Origin of the sequence: Nocardioides bruguierae, from assembly GCF_023656415.1 — a bacterium.
Taxonomy (GTDB): domain Bacteria; phylum Actinomycetota; class Actinomycetes; order Propionibacteriales; family Nocardioidaceae; genus Nocardioides; species Nocardioides bruguierae.
The window spans coordinates 1-14,222 of record NZ_JAMOIL010000049.1; the positions used below are offsets into that span (position 1 = coordinate 1).

Annotated in this window: 16 protein-coding genes; 9 read left to right on the forward strand and 7 right to left on the reverse strand. The window is 75.4% G+C overall.

The window, feature by feature from the left end:
- The 5 genes from M8330_RS21025 to M8330_RS21045 form a co-directional block, all read left to right on the forward strand.
- A partial coding sequence (locus tag M8330_RS21025) for an integrase core domain-containing protein (protein ID WP_250828437.1) occupies positions 1-156 on the forward strand: 156 nt, incomplete at its 5' end.
- Positions 157-223: 67 nt separating this feature from the next.
- Positions 224-562, forward strand: coding sequence for a TfoX/Sxy family protein (locus M8330_RS21030; RefSeq protein ID WP_250828940.1), 339 nt, complete (start codon positions 224-226; stop codon positions 560-562).
- A gap of 69 nt (positions 563-631) precedes the next feature.
- Complete coding sequence (locus tag M8330_RS21035) at positions 632-1,864, forward strand: MFS transporter (protein ID WP_250828941.1); 1,233 nt, start codon at positions 632-634, stop codon at positions 1,862-1,864.
- Positions 1,865-1,947: 83 nt separating this feature from the next.
- Positions 1,948-2,745 (forward strand): alpha/beta fold hydrolase, encoded by a 798-nt coding sequence (locus M8330_RS21040; protein ID WP_250828942.1) that lies wholly within the window; start codon positions 1,948-1,950, stop codon positions 2,743-2,745.
- A 182-nt stretch (positions 2,746-2,927) separates the two neighbouring features.
- Positions 2,928-4,127, forward strand: coding sequence for a S53 family peptidase (locus M8330_RS21045; RefSeq protein WP_250828943.1), 1,200 nt, complete (start codon positions 2,928-2,930; stop codon positions 4,125-4,127).
- Between the two features lie 34 nt (positions 4,128-4,161).
- Here M8330_RS21045 and M8330_RS21050 read toward each other — a convergent pair whose 3' ends face one another.
- From M8330_RS21050 to M8330_RS21060, 3 genes are read right to left on the reverse strand one after another with little or no spacing between them, the layout of a single operon-like run.
- On the reverse strand, positions 4,162-4,785 hold the full coding sequence (locus M8330_RS21050) for a DedA family protein (RefSeq protein WP_250051059.1): 624 nt from the start codon (positions 4,783-4,785) through the stop codon (positions 4,162-4,164).
- A gap of 19 nt (positions 4,786-4,804) precedes the next feature.
- The gene (locus tag M8330_RS21055) at positions 4,805-5,617 is read right to left on the reverse strand and encodes an MBL fold metallo-hydrolase (RefSeq protein WP_250828944.1); all 813 of its coding nucleotides are present in this window, start codon (positions 5,615-5,617) and stop codon (positions 4,805-4,807) included.
- The gene (locus tag M8330_RS21060) at positions 5,614-7,779 is read right to left on the reverse strand and encodes an alkaline phosphatase family protein (protein ID WP_250828945.1); all 2,166 of its coding nucleotides are present in this window, start codon (positions 7,777-7,779) and stop codon (positions 5,614-5,616) included. The genes M8330_RS21055 and M8330_RS21060 overlap by 4 nt, the downstream gene beginning before the upstream one ends.
- A gap of 111 nt (positions 7,780-7,890) precedes the next feature.
- Here M8330_RS21060 and M8330_RS21065 point away from each other — a divergent pair, with 111 nt between their 5' ends.
- Positions 7,891-8,760 carry an oxidoreductase gene (locus tag M8330_RS21065; RefSeq protein WP_250828946.1) on the forward strand — a complete coding sequence of 290 codons (870 nt, stop codon included), beginning with the start codon at positions 7,891-7,893 and terminating at the stop codon, positions 8,758-8,760.
- A 10-nt stretch (positions 8,761-8,770) separates the two neighbouring features.
- Here M8330_RS21065 and M8330_RS21070 read toward each other — a convergent pair whose 3' ends face one another.
- Positions 8,771-9,064 (reverse strand): YrhK family protein, encoded by a 294-nt coding sequence (locus M8330_RS21070; protein ID WP_250051052.1) that lies wholly within the window; start codon positions 9,062-9,064, stop codon positions 8,771-8,773.
- A 68-nt stretch (positions 9,065-9,132) separates the two neighbouring features.
- Here M8330_RS21070 and M8330_RS21075 point away from each other — a divergent pair, with 68 nt between their 5' ends.
- Together M8330_RS21075 and M8330_RS21080 are read left to right on the forward strand one after the other, a co-directional pair.
- Positions 9,133-9,444 (forward strand): hypothetical protein, encoded by a 312-nt coding sequence (locus tag M8330_RS21075; protein WP_250828947.1) that lies wholly within the window; start codon positions 9,133-9,135, stop codon positions 9,442-9,444.
- 122 nt (positions 9,445-9,566) lie between these two features.
- Positions 9,567-10,013, forward strand: a complete 447-nt coding sequence (locus M8330_RS21080; RefSeq protein ID WP_250051050.1) for a hypothetical protein — start codon at positions 9,567-9,569, stop codon at positions 10,011-10,013.
- A 96-nt stretch (positions 10,014-10,109) separates the two neighbouring features.
- On the opposite strand, the gene M8330_RS21085 is transcribed toward M8330_RS21080, so the two are convergent.
- Entirely contained in the window at positions 10,110-11,171 is a 1,062-nt protein-coding gene (locus tag M8330_RS21085) for a CNNM domain-containing protein (protein WP_250828948.1), read from the reverse strand.
- A gap of 29 nt (positions 11,172-11,200) precedes the next feature.
- Positions 11,201-12,649 carry a hemolysin family protein gene (locus tag M8330_RS21090; protein WP_250828949.1) on the reverse strand — a complete coding sequence of 483 codons (1,449 nt, stop codon included), beginning with the start codon at positions 12,647-12,649 and terminating at the stop codon, positions 11,201-11,203.
- Between the two features lie 156 nt (positions 12,650-12,805).
- Between M8330_RS21090 and M8330_RS21095 the strand changes: the two genes are divergently transcribed.
- Positions 12,806-13,240, forward strand: coding sequence for a hypothetical protein (locus tag M8330_RS21095; protein ID WP_250828950.1), 435 nt, complete (start codon positions 12,806-12,808; stop codon positions 13,238-13,240).
- Positions 13,241-13,357: 117 nt separating this feature from the next.
- Here the strand turns inward: M8330_RS21095 and M8330_RS21100 are convergent, their stop codons facing one another.
- Positions 13,358-14,017, reverse strand: coding sequence for a hypothetical protein (locus M8330_RS21100; protein WP_250828951.1), 660 nt, complete (start codon positions 14,015-14,017; stop codon positions 13,358-13,360).
- Positions 14,018-14,222: the final 205 nt, after the last annotated feature.

Below are 14,222 nucleotides of genomic sequence, written 5' to 3' on the forward strand. Positions count from 1 at the left end.
GGCTGGGCATTCAAGAAGTTCTACAACTCCGAGTCAGCCCGACTCGCGGCCCTGCCAGCATGGGTCCACGAGTACAACCACCACCGGCCCCACTCAGCAATCGGCAAGGCCGCCCCCATCACCAGACTGAACAACCTGGCTGGGCATCACAGCTAGCGGCGCCCGCGCGCGGCGTGAAGGGGGTCACGTGACAGGCCGGGCCCCGCGCCGCAGACTGAGGTCCGTGCCCTACGACCCCGTGCTGGCGGACCGGCTGCGCGACCTCCTCGACGACGAGCCCGGCCTGACGACGCGCGCGATGTTCGGCGGGCTCGGCTTCATGATCGGCGGGCACATGGCGGTGGCCGCCTCCTCGGGCGGAGGGCTGATGGTGCGCTGCGACCCCGAGCAGGCAGTGGCGCTGTGCGTGCCCGGCTCGCACGCGGCACCGATGGTGATGCGCGGGCGGGCCATGCCCGGCTGGCTGCTGGTCGACGCGGCGGGCCTGGTCTCGGACGAGGACCTGGGCTCCTGGGTCGAGGTCGGCGTGGCGTTCGTGGCCACGCTGCCGCCGAAGTCGTGAGCCGCGCGCGGCGTCCGACATCTCACATCGGCTTGGCTGTGCACCGACCGTGAGCGCAGTCTTGACCGAGTGAGCCTGCTGACCCGTGCCGAGGACGCCCTCGGCCACCCCGACGGGGACCCCCGGCACCGCCCGGGCACCCCGGGGTTCCGGCGGCTCAACCAGGCGATGTTCTTCGCGGGCCTGGCCGCCTTCGGGCTGCTCTACGGCACCCAGCCGCTCCTGCCGATGCTCACCGACGCCTTCGGCGTCGACGCCACCCAGGCCGCGCTGACCGTCTCGGTCTCCACCGGCGCCCTCGCGCTGTGCACCGCCCCGGCCGCGGCGCTGGCCGAGCGACAGGGCCGGGTCCGGGTGATCCGGGTGGCGCTCGTGGTCGCCGCGCTGGCCTCGATCGCGTGCGCGCTGGCCCCGTCCTACGTCGTGCTCGTGGTGGCCAGGCTCGTGCTCGGCGCGGCGCTGGGCGGCGTGCTGGGCACCGCGATGGGTCACGTCGGCACCGAGGTGCACCCGGCCGGCCTCGGGGCCTCGATGGGCCTCTACGTCGCCGGCAACACGATCGGCGGCGTCTCCGGCCGCGTCCTGACCTCGCTGGTCTCCGACTTCGCCGGCTGGCGCGGTGGCCTCGTGGCGCTCACCGTCTTCGCGCTCGCCGCGATGGCGCTGTTCTGGGTGCTCCTGCCCGAGCCGGTGCGCTTCAGCCCCGACGCCACCGGCCGCGCCCGCCTGGGCCGCAACCGGGTGGCGGCGCTCGTCGCCCTCGTCGTCGTGCCGTTCGCGCTCATGGGCGGGTTCGTCGCGGTCTACAACTTCCTCACCTACCGGCTCACCTCGGCGCCGTTCGACCTCAGCCCCGCGATCGCCGGCCTCGCGTTCCTGGCCTACCTCGCCGGCACCGTCACCTCCGCCACGGCAGGACGCCTCGCCGACCGCGTCGGGCGCCTGCCCGTGCTGCTCGCCGGCGCCGCCGTGATGCTCGTCGGCCTGCTGGTCACGCTCTCGGGCAGCCTCGCCCTCGTGGTCGTCGGGCTCGTCGTCTTCACCGCCGGGTTCTTCGCCGCGCACGCGACCGCCTCCGGGTGGGCGCCGCAGCTGCTGCCGTCCGCCCCCGGGCGAGCGTCGGCCTCGTACGTGATGACCTACTACGCGGGCTCCAGCGTCTTCGGTGCCCTGCTCGGCTTCGCCTGGCACGGGGGCGCGTGGCCGGGAGTCGTGCTCGCGGTCGCGGCGCTCATCGGCGTCGGCGTGCTCGCGGCCGTGGCCGCGTGGGGCCTGAGCCGGCCGGACCGCGCCTCCGCCTGACGCCGCTCGACCACCGGTGCGTCCGGTGGGGCCCACCCGGTCGGACCTGCTGAGGAGGGACGACCCGGGTCACGCTGGGGGTCGTGAGCGTGCCTGAGGTCTGGTCCGAGGAGCTGAGGTCGGCGGCGCGCCCGGAGCCGTCCGGCGGGGTGCCCTGGCTGCTGCTGCACGCGTTCCCGCTCTCCTCGGCGATCTTCGACCGGCTGGCCCCGGCCCTGCTGGGGCGCGGCGAGCGGGTGCTGGTGGCCGACCTCCCCGGCCTCGGTCGCAGCCCCCGCCCGGGCACCGAGCCGAGCATGGAGGCGGTCGGGGACGCCCTGGCCGCCGTGCTGGACGCCCACGACCTGCCGCGGGCGCGGGTGCTCGGCATCTCCACCGGCGGCTACGCGGCCCTCGAGCTGGCCCGGACCCGCCCGGACCGGGTGGAGAGCCTCGTCCTCGCCTCGACGACACCGTGGCGCATCGAGCCCGACCGGCCCGCGCTGCGGCGCGAGACGGCCGCGACGCTCGAGCGCGAGCACAGCACCGGCAGCCTCGCCGACGTGCCCGAGGCCGCGCTCGGCCCGACGGCCCACCGGGAGCAGCCCGCGCTCGTCTCGCTGGTGCGCGACCTGGTGAAGAGGGCGGACCCCGACGGCGTGGCCTGGACGGCCCGCGCGATCGCGGCCCGCCACGACACGGCCACCGTCGTCACCGCCTTCCCCCGCGAGGTCCACCTGCTCTTCGGCGACGAGGACACCGACACCCCGCCCGAGCGGGCCACCCAGATCGCCGCGCTGCGCCCCGCGCACGCCCCGACCCGCGTGACGGTGCTGCCGGGGACGGGGCACCTCACCGTGCTCGAGCGGCCCCGGGAGGTCGTGGAGTCGCTGCTCGGGTAGGACGTTCCTGAGGACCGGCTGAGCGGGAGGTCTCACAGGAGTTTCTTGCGCGTGACAACCGTTGCGCACAGCAACCTTTACTCGCGCACCCCTGGACGCGGAGATGCTGCGGCCGCTACACAGTTGCCACTGTCAACTGTGTTCCGAGCATCTCGGGCCGTGAACTCCAGGAGCGACATCTCGTGAGAAGAACTCTGTCCGCCGCCGTCCTCGGCGCGGCGTCCCTCGTCGTCACCGGGCTGGTGGGCCTCGCGCCCCACGCCGACGCCGACCCCTCGCCCACCGGCCTGCTGCACAGCCAGCGCGTCTGCGCGTCCCGGACCCCGCTCGGCGAGGCCACCTGCCACGCGGAGAAGCTGGTCGACGCGGCCGGCCGGGCCCCGCAGCTCTCCGCCCCGCCGTCCACCGGCCTGACCCCGTCCGGCCTCCAGGACGCCTACGGCCTCACCGGCCTCTCCTCGGGCGGCGCCACCGTGGCGATCATCGACGCCTACGGCTACGACAACCTCGAGGCCGACCTCGCCACCTACCGCTCGGAGTTCGGCCTCCCGGCGTGCACCACCGCCAGCGGCTGCCTCACGATCATGGACCAGACGGGCGGGTCGAACCTGCCGCGGATGGACGTCGGCTGGGCGCAGGAGCAGGCCCTCGACGTGGACGCCGTCTCGGCGGCCTGCCCTGACTGCAAGATCGTCGTCGTCCAGGCCAAGAGCGCCTCCTTCGCCAACCTCGGCACCGCCGTGCAGACCGCGGCGTCCCTGCCGGGCGTCGTGGCCATCTCGAACTCCTACGGCGGCTCGGACGCCCCCGACTCGACCTACGGCGCCTACTACGACCACCCCGGCATCGCGGTCACGGCCTCCACCGGCGACAACGGCTACCAGGGCGGCAGCTACCCCGCCTCGTCCTCGTACGTGACGGCGGTGGGCGGCACCTCGCTCGTCCAGGCCCCCGGCACCACCCGCGGGTGGAGCGAGTCGGTCTGGGACGGCGCCGGGTCCGGCTGCTCGCAGAACACCGCGCTCGCCGCGGCCGCGGGCTACGACACCGGCTGCTCCGGCCGGGCGATGGCGGACGTCGCCGCGGCCGCCGACCCGAGCGAGGGCGGCCTGGCCGTCTACTACCCGTCCTCGCGCCGCGCCTCCACGTGGGGCCAGTTCGGCGGGACGAGCGAGTCCGCGCCGATCATCGCCTCGGTCTACGCGCTCTCGGGCGACACCTCGGGCTACGCCAACGCCAAGCCCTACGCCCACCCCGAGCTGCTCAACGACGTCACCTCGGGCAGCAACGGCACCTGCTCGACCGCCCAGCTGTGCACCGCCCGCACCGGCTGGGACGGCCCGACCGGCCTGGGCACCCCGAACGGCGTGGGGGCCTTCTGAGTCGGGCCCCACGTCCGCAGGATCGGCGGCCGCGTCAGCCCTCTCGGGGGTCGGCGCGGCCGTCGCGCGTCCGGAGCACGTGCTCGCGCCGCCGCTCGACGAGCCGACGGACGAGCCCCGGCGCTGAGCTCAGCACGAGCGCGGCGACCACCACGGCGACGAGCGCGACCTCGCGGTGCGGCAGCAGCGAGCCCAGCACCCCCACGCCCGCGTAGACCAGCGCCCACAGGCCCGCGGCGCCCACCGCGGCCGAGGCGAAGCGGTACCAGGGGTAGCCGGTCAGCGCCGCGACCAGCAGCACCGGCACCCGCCCGCCCGGCACCAGCCGGGAGACCAGCAGGGTGCGCAGCTCGTGGGCCTCGATCCGGGTCCTCAGCACGGCCAGCCGGTCGTGGGCGGTGCCCTCCTCCAGCCAGCCGAACCGCTCGGCCAGCCCGGTGCCGGCCACCAGCAGGGCGCCGTAGACCACCAGGTCGCCCACGTAGGCGCCGGCGCCGCCGGCGACGATCACCGGGAGGACCTCCCACAGGTGCGCGTCCACGGCCAGGACGGCGGCCGCCGAGACCGCGGCCCCGGTGGGCACCACCGGCACCACCGCGCCGAACGCGACGACGGCCGCCAGCACCAGGAGCGCCAGCGGGGTCACCTCGTCGATCATGCGGCGGCCGGGAGCGGGGTCACGGCACCAGTCTGACGCCCGGCCGGGCGAGCACCGCCCGGGTGGTGGGGGCGTGCTCGTCCACCGCGTCCAGGAACCGCGCCCCCGGCGTGGTGAAGAACCGCCGGAACACCCCCGGCGCCAGCGGCTGGAGGCCCACCGGCCAGAAGGTGCCCCAGTGCACGGGGACGGCGGCGTCGGCGCCCAGCAGCGCGAGAGCCCGGGCCGCCTCGACCGGACCCAGGTGGTGCACCACGTCCAGGCTGGGACCCCAGCCGCCGATGGGCGGCAGGGCCAGGTCGACCGGGTCCAGCGCCTCCAGGTCGCGCACCAGCCGCTCGCTCCAGCCGGTGTCGCCGGGGAACCACACCCGCTGCCCGCCGGCCTCCACGACGAACCCGATCGCCGGGCCCGCGGCGGCGCCCCGCAGCGGCAGCCGGCGGCCGTCGTGGTCGGCGCGCAGCACCCGCACGCGCACCTGCACGCCCGCCGCGGTGGTCACCTCCACGACGTCGCCCGGCCGCACCCCACGCACCTCGCAGCCCGGCAGCGCGCCGCGGCGCCGGCCGTCGCGCAGCAGCGCCTGGCCGCCGTCCGGCACGAGCACGACGGCGCCGGTCGACAGCCGCTGCAGGGAGGGCACGTGGAAGTGGTCGGAGTGCAGGTGGGAGAGGAGGACGAGGTCGGCCACGTGCGCCTCGGGGCCCGGCGTCGGGGTGCGTCGGCGCAGGTGGTGCAGCCGGTCGTCGAGCACCGGGTCGAGCAGCACCCGGGCACCGCCCGGCTCGACGGTGGCCGACGCGTGGCCCCACCAGGTCAGCGGGACGCTCATGCCACCGGCTCCGTGGCGGGGGAGCGGCGCTCCTGCCGCTCCTCGCGCAGGCCGAGCTGCTCGAGGCGACGCACGAGGGCGGCGTGCACGTCGGTGCCGCTGAGCGCGGCGCCCCGGGAGTTGCCGGGGGCGCCGGCCAGGGAGCCGTCGGGCAGGTCCCACGAGGAGGGGTGCAGCAGCACCGCCTCGGTCTGGTCGCCGCCGACGCCGCCGTGGCTGCCGACCAGCTCCTCGAAGGCGATCACCTCGCCGAGCACGGGGTCGCAGGCGCCGAGCAGGACGAGGTCGCCCACCCCGTCCTTGGCCTCGAGCTCGAGCAGGTCCGCGGCGGCGAGCGGGCCGTACGGGGCGAGCGGGTCGGCCCCGGCGCCGCCGTGCACGTGCGGCCCGAGCACGCCGCCCTCGAGGAGCCGCCACCCGTCGGCGCCGGTGACGCGCAGGCCGTCGCCGGTGCGGGTGACGACCAGCCCGACGCCCGGGTGCGCGGCCAGGCCGTCGACGAGCGCGGGGTGCAGCCCGGCGAGGTCGTCGTGCGTGAGTCTCCCCGGCAGGTCGGTGCGGTAGACGTGCGCCAGGGCGCCCGAGGCGGCCACGACCAGCGCGGGCGCGTCGAGGCTCCCGCTCGCCTGTCGCTCGGCCTGGCGGGCGGCGCGCTGGTCGCGCAGGCGGGCGGCGCCGGTGGCGGCCCGGGCGGCGGCCTGCTGGCTGCGGGAGCCGCCGGAGAGCAGCATCGAGGCCGGCAGCATCCGCTCGTCGCCTCCCTGCTCGCGGGAGGCCGGCGGGCACGCGGCCCCCGCGAGGTCCAGGACGACGGCCTCCAGGCTGCGCCCGGTGACCTGCTCGAACGTCGGCCCCTGCACCTGGCCGTGGTCGGAGACGACCACGACCTCGTAGGCCCGGTCGGTGCGGGCCGCGACGGCGTCGAACAGCTGGAGCACGCGGTCCAGGTTCTCCAGCACCCGCGTGGACTCCGGCCGGCTGGGGCCGGCGTGGTGGGCGACCTCGTCGTAGTCCACGAAGTCGACGAACACGACCCGCCGCCCGGCGGTCATCTCCTCGGCCACGATCGAGACGTTGAGGTCACGCAGGACGACGGTGGTCAGCCCCCGCAGGAAGAGGAACGCCCCGAGCCTGCTGACCCGCGGCTGCACGTCGCGCACCCGTTGCCGCCGGGCCTGCCACAGCTCGGTGACGAGCTGGCCGACGAACAGCGTCACCGAGCGCAGGAAGCCCGTGCCGCTGGTGGCGAACGCGCCCGCGGCCCGGCCCGTGCGCGGGATGCCGGAGTCGCTGACCGTGAGGTACCGGTGGGCCGCGTCCCCGGAGAAGAGCACCGAGACGCTGGCGCCGTCGTCGGCCAGCAGCCCGCGGCCACCGGACGTGGCCTCCAGCCGCGGCTGGAGGACGGCCAGGTCGGACTGCTTGCTCACGACGAGCATCCGGCCGAGCTCCTTGTCCCACCAGCGATAGCCGGGCACCGAGGTCGCGTCGCCGTGGAGCAGCACGCCCTGGCCCGCGGGGGTCGTGGACGGGATGCCGGTGTGCCAGCGACGCAGCCGGTACTCCCCGGAGCGCAGCCACCGCGAGACGGTCGGCACCGCCCCGGAGACCACCGCCTGGCGCAGCAGCGGCTCGGGCAGCCCGTCCAGCTGCACGACGAGGAGGCCCGCGCCGGCGGAGCCGGGGGTCGTCGAGCCGCGCGCGGCCCGGCGCAGCACCTGGCCGAGGAACGCCTCGTCGCCGCTGGCGTCGACGACCCAGTTCACCGCGGCCGCAGCCACCGTGGCGCCCCACGAGGCGAGCAGCACCTCCGGCCAGGAGAAGGGGTCGACCGAGGGCATCACCGCCAGCGCCACCCACATCACCACCGCCTGGGTCAGCAGCCCGGCCAGCAGGAGCCCCACCAGGCCGGTCATGACCGTGAGCCGCACCAGCAGCGGACGCAGCAGGGCGCCCACCACGAGCACGCCGACGGCGAGCATCGCCACCGACTCCGCACCCTGGGTGACCTGCGGCCCGGGCAGCACCCAGAGGCTGATCGTCAGCGCGAGGAACGATACGACGAAGCCGCGCAGCACGTCCACCACCCACCGCCACGTGGGCCGCGGCCACGAGGGACGCAGCCAGGACGGCCGGCTCCGCCGGGGGTGCTGCGCTGACACGTCTCGATCCTAGGAGCGCCGCGTCGTGGGCGCGCGGCCCGAGCGGGTGGCTCCCGTCGAGAGGCTCCTCACGCACCGGCCGGGGGCGGCGGTGCGGCCTAGGCTGCGGGCATGGCCACGACCCCCGCAGCAGCGCCCGCAGAGACCGGCACCGCCCGCGTCGTCCTCGTCACCGGCGGCTCCTCCGGCATCGGCGAGGCCACCGCCCGCCTGCTGGCCGCCGACGGCTGGACGGTCGTGGCCGCGGCCCGCCGCACCGAGCGGATGGCCGCGCTCGCCGAGGCCGGGATCGAGGTGGCCGCGCTCGACGTCACCGACGAGGCCTCGGTGCGGGCCTGCGTCGAGGGCGTCCTGGAGCGGCACGGACGCCTCGACGCGCTGGTCAACAACGCCGGCTACGGCTCCTACGGCGCGGTCGAGGACGTCGACGTGGACGAGGCGCGCCGCCAGTTCGAGGTGAACCTGTTCGGCCTCGCCCGGGTCACCCAGCTCGTCCTGCCGACGATGCGGGCGCAGGGCAGCGGCACGATCGTGAACATCTCCTCGATGGGCGGGCGCATCTACACCGGCTTCGGCGCCTGGTACCACGCCACCAAGCACGCCCTCGAGGGCTTCTCCGACTGCCTGCGGCTCGAGGTGGCGCCGTTCGGGGTCGACGTCGTGGTGATCCAGCCCGGCGGCATCCGCACCGAGTGGGGCACCATCGCCGCCGAGGGGCTCGCCGAGGCCTCGGGGCCGGGCTCGCCGTCCGGGGCCTACACGGCCCGGGCGCAGGACGCCGCCGACGGGATGCGGCAGCGCTACACCGGGCACCAGCTCTCCGAGCCGGTGGTCGTCGCCCGCGCGGTGCGCACCGCCCTGGACGCCCGACGACCCCGGACCCGCTACGCGATCGGCTTCGGGGCCAAGCCGCTCATGGCGCTGCGCGCCGTCCTGCCGGACCGGGCCTTCGACCGGCTCCTCGGCCTCGTCATGGACTGAGGGGCGCTGCTCAGAAGTCGTCGGCGGACGCGTGGTCGGCGGCGGCCCCCCCGTGGCGCGCCCGGTGCCGGGTGAGGTGGACGCGGCGCGAGAGCCGCAGCGCCGGGCGCACCGCCAGCTGCACCGACCCGACGATGAACAGCCAGGTGCCGGCCAGGGTCGTGGCCTCCCGCAGGAAGAGCACCGACCCGATGATGAACCAGACGGCGATGAGCAGGTCGTTGATCGTCGACAGCGTCTCGTAGCGGTGCCGCAGCACCAGCTCGCGGTCGGTGCCGGGCAGGTCCAGGTCGAGGTCGGGCATGCCCCGAGCCTGCCCCGTCCGAGCCGGGGCGATCTCACCGTTCCGGGCGGTGCCCTACTCTCGGGGCCGTGAGCGAGCAGACCCCGGACAGGGACCTGGACGGGCCGCTGCCCCTCGGCGGCCCGGGCTGGGGCATCGCGTCCCTGGCGGTGGGCGCCGTCGCCCTGCTCCTGTCCTGGGCGGGCCTGCCGGCCATCCTGCTCGGCGTCGTCGGCGCCGGCCTCGGGGCCCGGGGGACGTGGCTGGCCGGCCGAGGCCGCGCCACGGGTCGCGGCCTGGCGGTGACCGGGTGGCTGCTGAACCTCGCCGCGACGTTCGTCGCCGCCGGCGCGCTGGCCATCGAGGCCTACCTCCTGTGGCGGGTCAAGACGGGCTCCTGACCAGCCCACCCGCGGGGTGAGGATTGCGCCGCGCCCGGCTGGGCACGCTGTGTGGCACCGACCGCGCCCGGAGCGCGGCCCGGGCAGACCGGCCCGGCACCCACCTGGACCAGGAGCGACCCATGACCGGCGACCAGAACCCCTACGGCGAGCAGTCCGCGTACCCGCAGACCCCCGCCGAGCAGTCCCCGCAGCAGCCCTACGCGCCGACCGAGAAGAAGGGCGGCCCCGGCCTCGCCATCGCCGCCCTCGCGGTCGGCATCCTGGCGCTGCTCACGTCCCTCACGGTGATCGGCGGCCTCCTCGGCGGCCTCATCGCCCTCGTGCTGGGCCTCGTGGCCTCCAGCAAGGCGAAGAAGGGCCGCGCCACCGGCCGGGCCATGGCCGTCATCGGCTGGCTCCTCGGCCTGGTGAGCATGCTCGTCGCCGTCGCGGTCATCGTGGTGGGCGTGCTGGTGTTCCAGTCCGACGACTTCCAGAACCTCCAGGACTGCGTGGCCTCCGCCGGCGACGACCAGTCCGCCAGGGACGCGTGCGCCCAGGAGTTCGGCACCTCGATCACCAACTGACGCGACGCCGCTCAGACGCACGACGGCCCCCGCCACCGGCGGGGGCCGTCGTGCGTGTCGAGGATGTGGTGAGGATGTGGTGAGGCCGGGTGCGGCTCAGACGCCCGCCGCCTCCTCTGCCCCCTCCTCGGCCGCGGCCGACGCCGGCATCACCCGCGCCAGCAGGTCGGCGATGGTCACGACGGCGACGCGGTCGCCCGCCCCGTCCCGGCCGTGCTGGCCCTCGGTGAGGACGACCCGGGCGATCTGGGCCCCGGCGCGGCGCAGGTCCTCCAGCGCGTCGAGCACGGTGGCGCCGCCGTCGAGCACGTGCAGGTCGCGGACGAAGCCGTCGATGCCCTCGTCGGGGTCGGCGGTGAGGGTGTCGCGCACGTGGACGACGCCGTCGGGGTCGGAGGCGGGGCCCACGAGGATGCGCAGGTGGCCCGAGTCCAGGCTCGCGGCGTGGACGTCGGCCACGTCGGCGTCCGCGGGCACGGTGACGAGGTCGCGGGCCCGCGCCACCTCCGCCACCGTGAGGCGGGTGGTCGCCAGCGCGCCGCGCAGCTGCTCCGACGAGCCCGCCTCGAGGTCGCCGGCCTCGGCGGAGTGCAGCACCAGCTGCTCCAGGTCCTCGGGGTTCTGCTCGATGGCGACCTCGTCGACCGGCTCGACGCCGCACTTGCGCACCAGCCCGTTGGCGGCCTCGTTGAGCACCAGCAGGGCGGGGCGGAAGAGGAACATGAACGCCCGCATCGGCACCGCGAACATGATCGCGGAGCGCTCGGGGTGGGTGATGGCCCAGGACTTCGGCGCCATCTCGCCGACCACGAGGTGCAGGAAGGTGGCGACGACCAGCGCGAGCGCGAACGCCACGACGTAGGCCACGCCCGTGGGCAGGCCGAGGGCGTGCAGCAGCGGCTCCAGCGCGTGCTCGAGGGCCGGCTCGGTGACCGCACCGAGCGCCAGCGTGCAGGCGGTGATGCCGAGCTGGGTGCCGGCCAGCAGCACGGACACCTCGCCGGAGCTGCGCAGCGCCGCGCGCGCCGCGCGGCTGTGCACCGCCTCGGCCTCCAGCCGGGTGCGGCGCGCAGCGATGGTGGCGAACTCGATCGAGACGAAGAACGCGCTGGCCACGAGGATGAGCAGCGTGATGGGGAGGGCGATCCAACCGTCCATGAGGGTCTTCTCCTAGCGGGGGTCGGGGCTCAGACCTGGGCCTGGTCGGCGGGCACGGGGTCGAGCGGCTCGTCGAGGTCCTCGGCGTCCAGCCCCTCGGGGGCGACCAGCTCGACCCGGACCTGCGCGGGCACGTAGCGGGTCACCTCGAGCACGGTGGCGCGCAGCAGGCGGCGCGGCGGGTCGTCGTCGTGGGCCAGCTCCACGGGGTCCAGCGGCAGCTCGACGTCCACGTGCTCGCCCTCGACCGGCAGGGCGCCGCGGGCCGCGATCACCATGCCGGCCACCGTGCGGGCCGCGCCCTCGGGCAGCTCGACGCCGATCTCGCGCTCCACCTCGTCCAGCGGGGCGTCGCCGCGCACCGTCCAGCGGCCCTCGACACCGTCGGGGTCGGGCACGAGGTGCGGGTCCTCGGGCTCGTCGTGCTCGTCGGTGATCTCGCCGACGACCTCCTCCAGCAGGTCCTCGGCGGTGACGATGCCGGCGAACCCGCCCCACTCGTCGATGACGCAGGCGAGCTGGTCGTGCCGCTCGGCCATCGCCTCCAGAGCGTGCGGCAGGGTCATGAGGGTCGGGACGACGACCGCCGGCCGCGCCACGTCCGCCGCCGTGACGGTGCCCGGGTCGGTGCCCTCGCCGACGACCGCCATCGAGCGGGCGAGCACGTCGCCCAGGTGCACGACGCCGACCACGTCGCCGTCCTCGTCGAGCACCGGGTAGCGGGAGTGGCCGCCCTCCATCTCGGCGAGCACCTCGGTGAGGGTCGCGGCGGCGGGGACGCTGTCGACGCGGCTGCGCGGCACCAGGGCGTGGTCGACGTGGCGCTGCGGGAAGTCGAGCATCCGCTCGAGCACGAGCGAGAGGCCCGGCGGCAGCTGCCCGGACTCGCGGGAGACCGAGACGATGCGCTCGAGGTCGTGGATGTTGGCGGAGTGCTCGACGTCCTCGACCGGCTCGAACCCGAGCAGGCGGACGAGGCGGGCGGACGAGGCGTCGAAGAACCGGATCGCCCAGCCCATCGTGCGCATGTACACGCGGGTGGAGGCGGAGAGCGCGGTGGCGGTCTCGTAGGGGCGGGCGATCGCGTAGTTCTTCGGGAACAGCTCGCCGAAGAGCATCTGGGTGAACGTGGCGACCACGAGCACGGCGACGGTGCCGACCGCGATGCCGACGCCGCTGGGCACCCCGACCCCGCCGAGCACCTCGCCGATCGCGGAGCCGATGAGCGGCTCGGCCACGTAGCCGACGAGCAGGCCGGTCACGGTGATGCCGAGCTGGGCACCGGAGAGCATGAAGCTGGTCTTCTCGGTGATCTTCAGCGCGCGGCGGGCAGCCTTGTCGCCGTCGTCCGCGCGGGCCTTGAGCCGCGAGCGGTCGACGGCCATGTAGGAGAACTCCTGGGCCACGAAGTAGCCGTTGACGGCGATGATCACCGCGACCAGGAGCACTCCTCCGACCAGGGAGAGCGCGACGTCCATGCGCCACATCCTCCCCAACCGGTCAGGTCCTTTCGGGTGAGGAGCCGGGGCGCGGATGAGAGGTCTCCCATGGAGGTCTCACGGGCGGCTCACGCCGGCCCGGGATCGTCCTGGGTGTCGGGCGACGGGCCCGGCGCCCACCAGGAGGAGAGAACCGTGAAGAAGCCCCAGCTCCGCAAGCCGTCCCTGCGCGCCGGCCTGGCCACCGTCGTGGCCACCGGCCTGCTCGCCACCCCGCTCGCCGTGCTCGCCGCGTCGCCGGCCTCCGCCGTGGAGAAGGAGCGCGGCGGCCGCTGCGACGGTGCCCGCTTCTCGCTGTCGGTCGACTCCGACGACGGCGGCTACGAGGTCGAGGCCGACATCGACGACGCCCCCCGCGGCTCGCGCTGGCGCGTGGTGATGAAGCACGACGGCGACCGGTTCGTCCGCACCGTCGCCCGGGCCACCGCCGACGACGATGACGACGACCGCGGCGGTGACGTCGACATCGACCGGTGGCGCCGCAACACCAACGGCACCGACACCTTCGTGCTGAGGGTCAACAAGGTCGGCACCTCCGGTGGGTGCCGGACCGTCGTGAAGGTGGCCTGACCCGGCCCGTCCTTCGGGCCTGTCGATCGGGGTGGGCGGCTCCGGTGACCGTGGTACGACCCACCGTATTCGTGGTTCCGAGCAGCCGGAACCACGAATACGGTGGGTCGTACCCGCTCAGCGGGGCGTGGCCCGCAGCCGCTCGCCGAGGTGGATGGCGGCGGTGACGACGAGGTCGTGCTCGTCGGTGTCGGCGGCGGCCTGCTCGGGCACCTGCCCGCCCAGCAGCGCGGCCGGCTGGGTCAGCCACGCCCACACCGCGAAGGGGTCGCCCCCGGCGGCCAGCAGCGGCTCGAGCACGGCCAGCAGCTCCTCGCGGACCCCGCCGTCCTCGCCCAGCTGGAACGCCGGGACGAGCACCGCCCCGCCACCCTCGGGCGACGGCACGACCAGCATCCGCCGCTCGTTGCCGGCCTTGGTCACGGCGAACCGCGTCGCGTTCTCGCTGGTGCCGCGCACGGCGGCCAGCGACGCGTGGTCGTGGGTCGGGCTGGCCAGGAGCCGCGCGCGGGTCTCGGCCCGGCGGGCCACCTGGAGCAGCCCCACCGGCACGGCGTGGGCCGGGTCCTCGCCCTGGCCGCGCAGCTCGGTCTCGAGCTCGCGCAGCCGCTCCGGGGTCAGTGGCATGCCGTCCCGATCCCGCCAGATCGCCTGGCCCGCGGCGGTGCGCTCCACCGTCGGCAGCCCGGCCTCGGCCAGGTGGGGGAGCAGACCCAGCCCGTCGAGCCAGTCCGCCAGCTCGGTGCTCAGCCGCTCCGCCTGCTCACGCTCGTCCACGCCTCCCAGGATGCCTCCCGCTGCTCCCCGTCCCGTGGGTGGGGCGGATAGTCCCTGACGTTCCGCAGCCGACACGCCGCTTGGGTTCATGCGGTGGTCGCAACACCTAGCCCTGGAGGGGTGTATGGGTGTCGGAGGCCGGCCGCGGGTACGGCGGAGCGTCGAGAGAGCTTTCTGGGAGCTGGTTCCTGAGCATCGGTCCTGG

Excerpts from the sequence above, each read along its gene's own strand:
- M8330_RS21050 (WP_250051059.1), bottom strand. The coding sequence starts at position 4,785 with ATGATCGACGAGGTGACCCCGCTGGCGCTCCTGGTGCTGGCGGCCGTC.
- M8330_RS21055 (WP_250828944.1), bottom strand. The coding sequence starts at position 5,617 with ATGAGCGTCCCGCTGACCTGGTGGGGCCACGCGTCGGCCACCGTCGAG.
- M8330_RS21065 (WP_250828946.1), top strand. The coding sequence starts at position 7,891 with ATGGCCACGACCCCCGCAGCAGCGCCCGCAGAGACCGGCACCGCCCGC.
- M8330_RS21070 (WP_250051052.1), bottom strand. The coding sequence starts at position 9,064 with ATGCCCGACCTCGACCTGGACCTGCCCGGCACCGACCGCGAGCTGGTG.
- M8330_RS21080 (WP_250051050.1), top strand. The coding sequence starts at position 9,567 with ATGACCGGCGACCAGAACCCCTACGGCGAGCAGTCCGCGTACCCGCAG.
- M8330_RS21085 (WP_250828948.1), bottom strand. The coding sequence starts at position 11,171 with ATGGACGGTTGGATCGCCCTCCCCATCACGCTGCTCATCCTCGTGGCC.
- M8330_RS21090 (WP_250828949.1), bottom strand. The coding sequence starts at position 12,649 with ATGGACGTCGCGCTCTCCCTGGTCGGAGGAGTGCTCCTGGTCGCGGTG.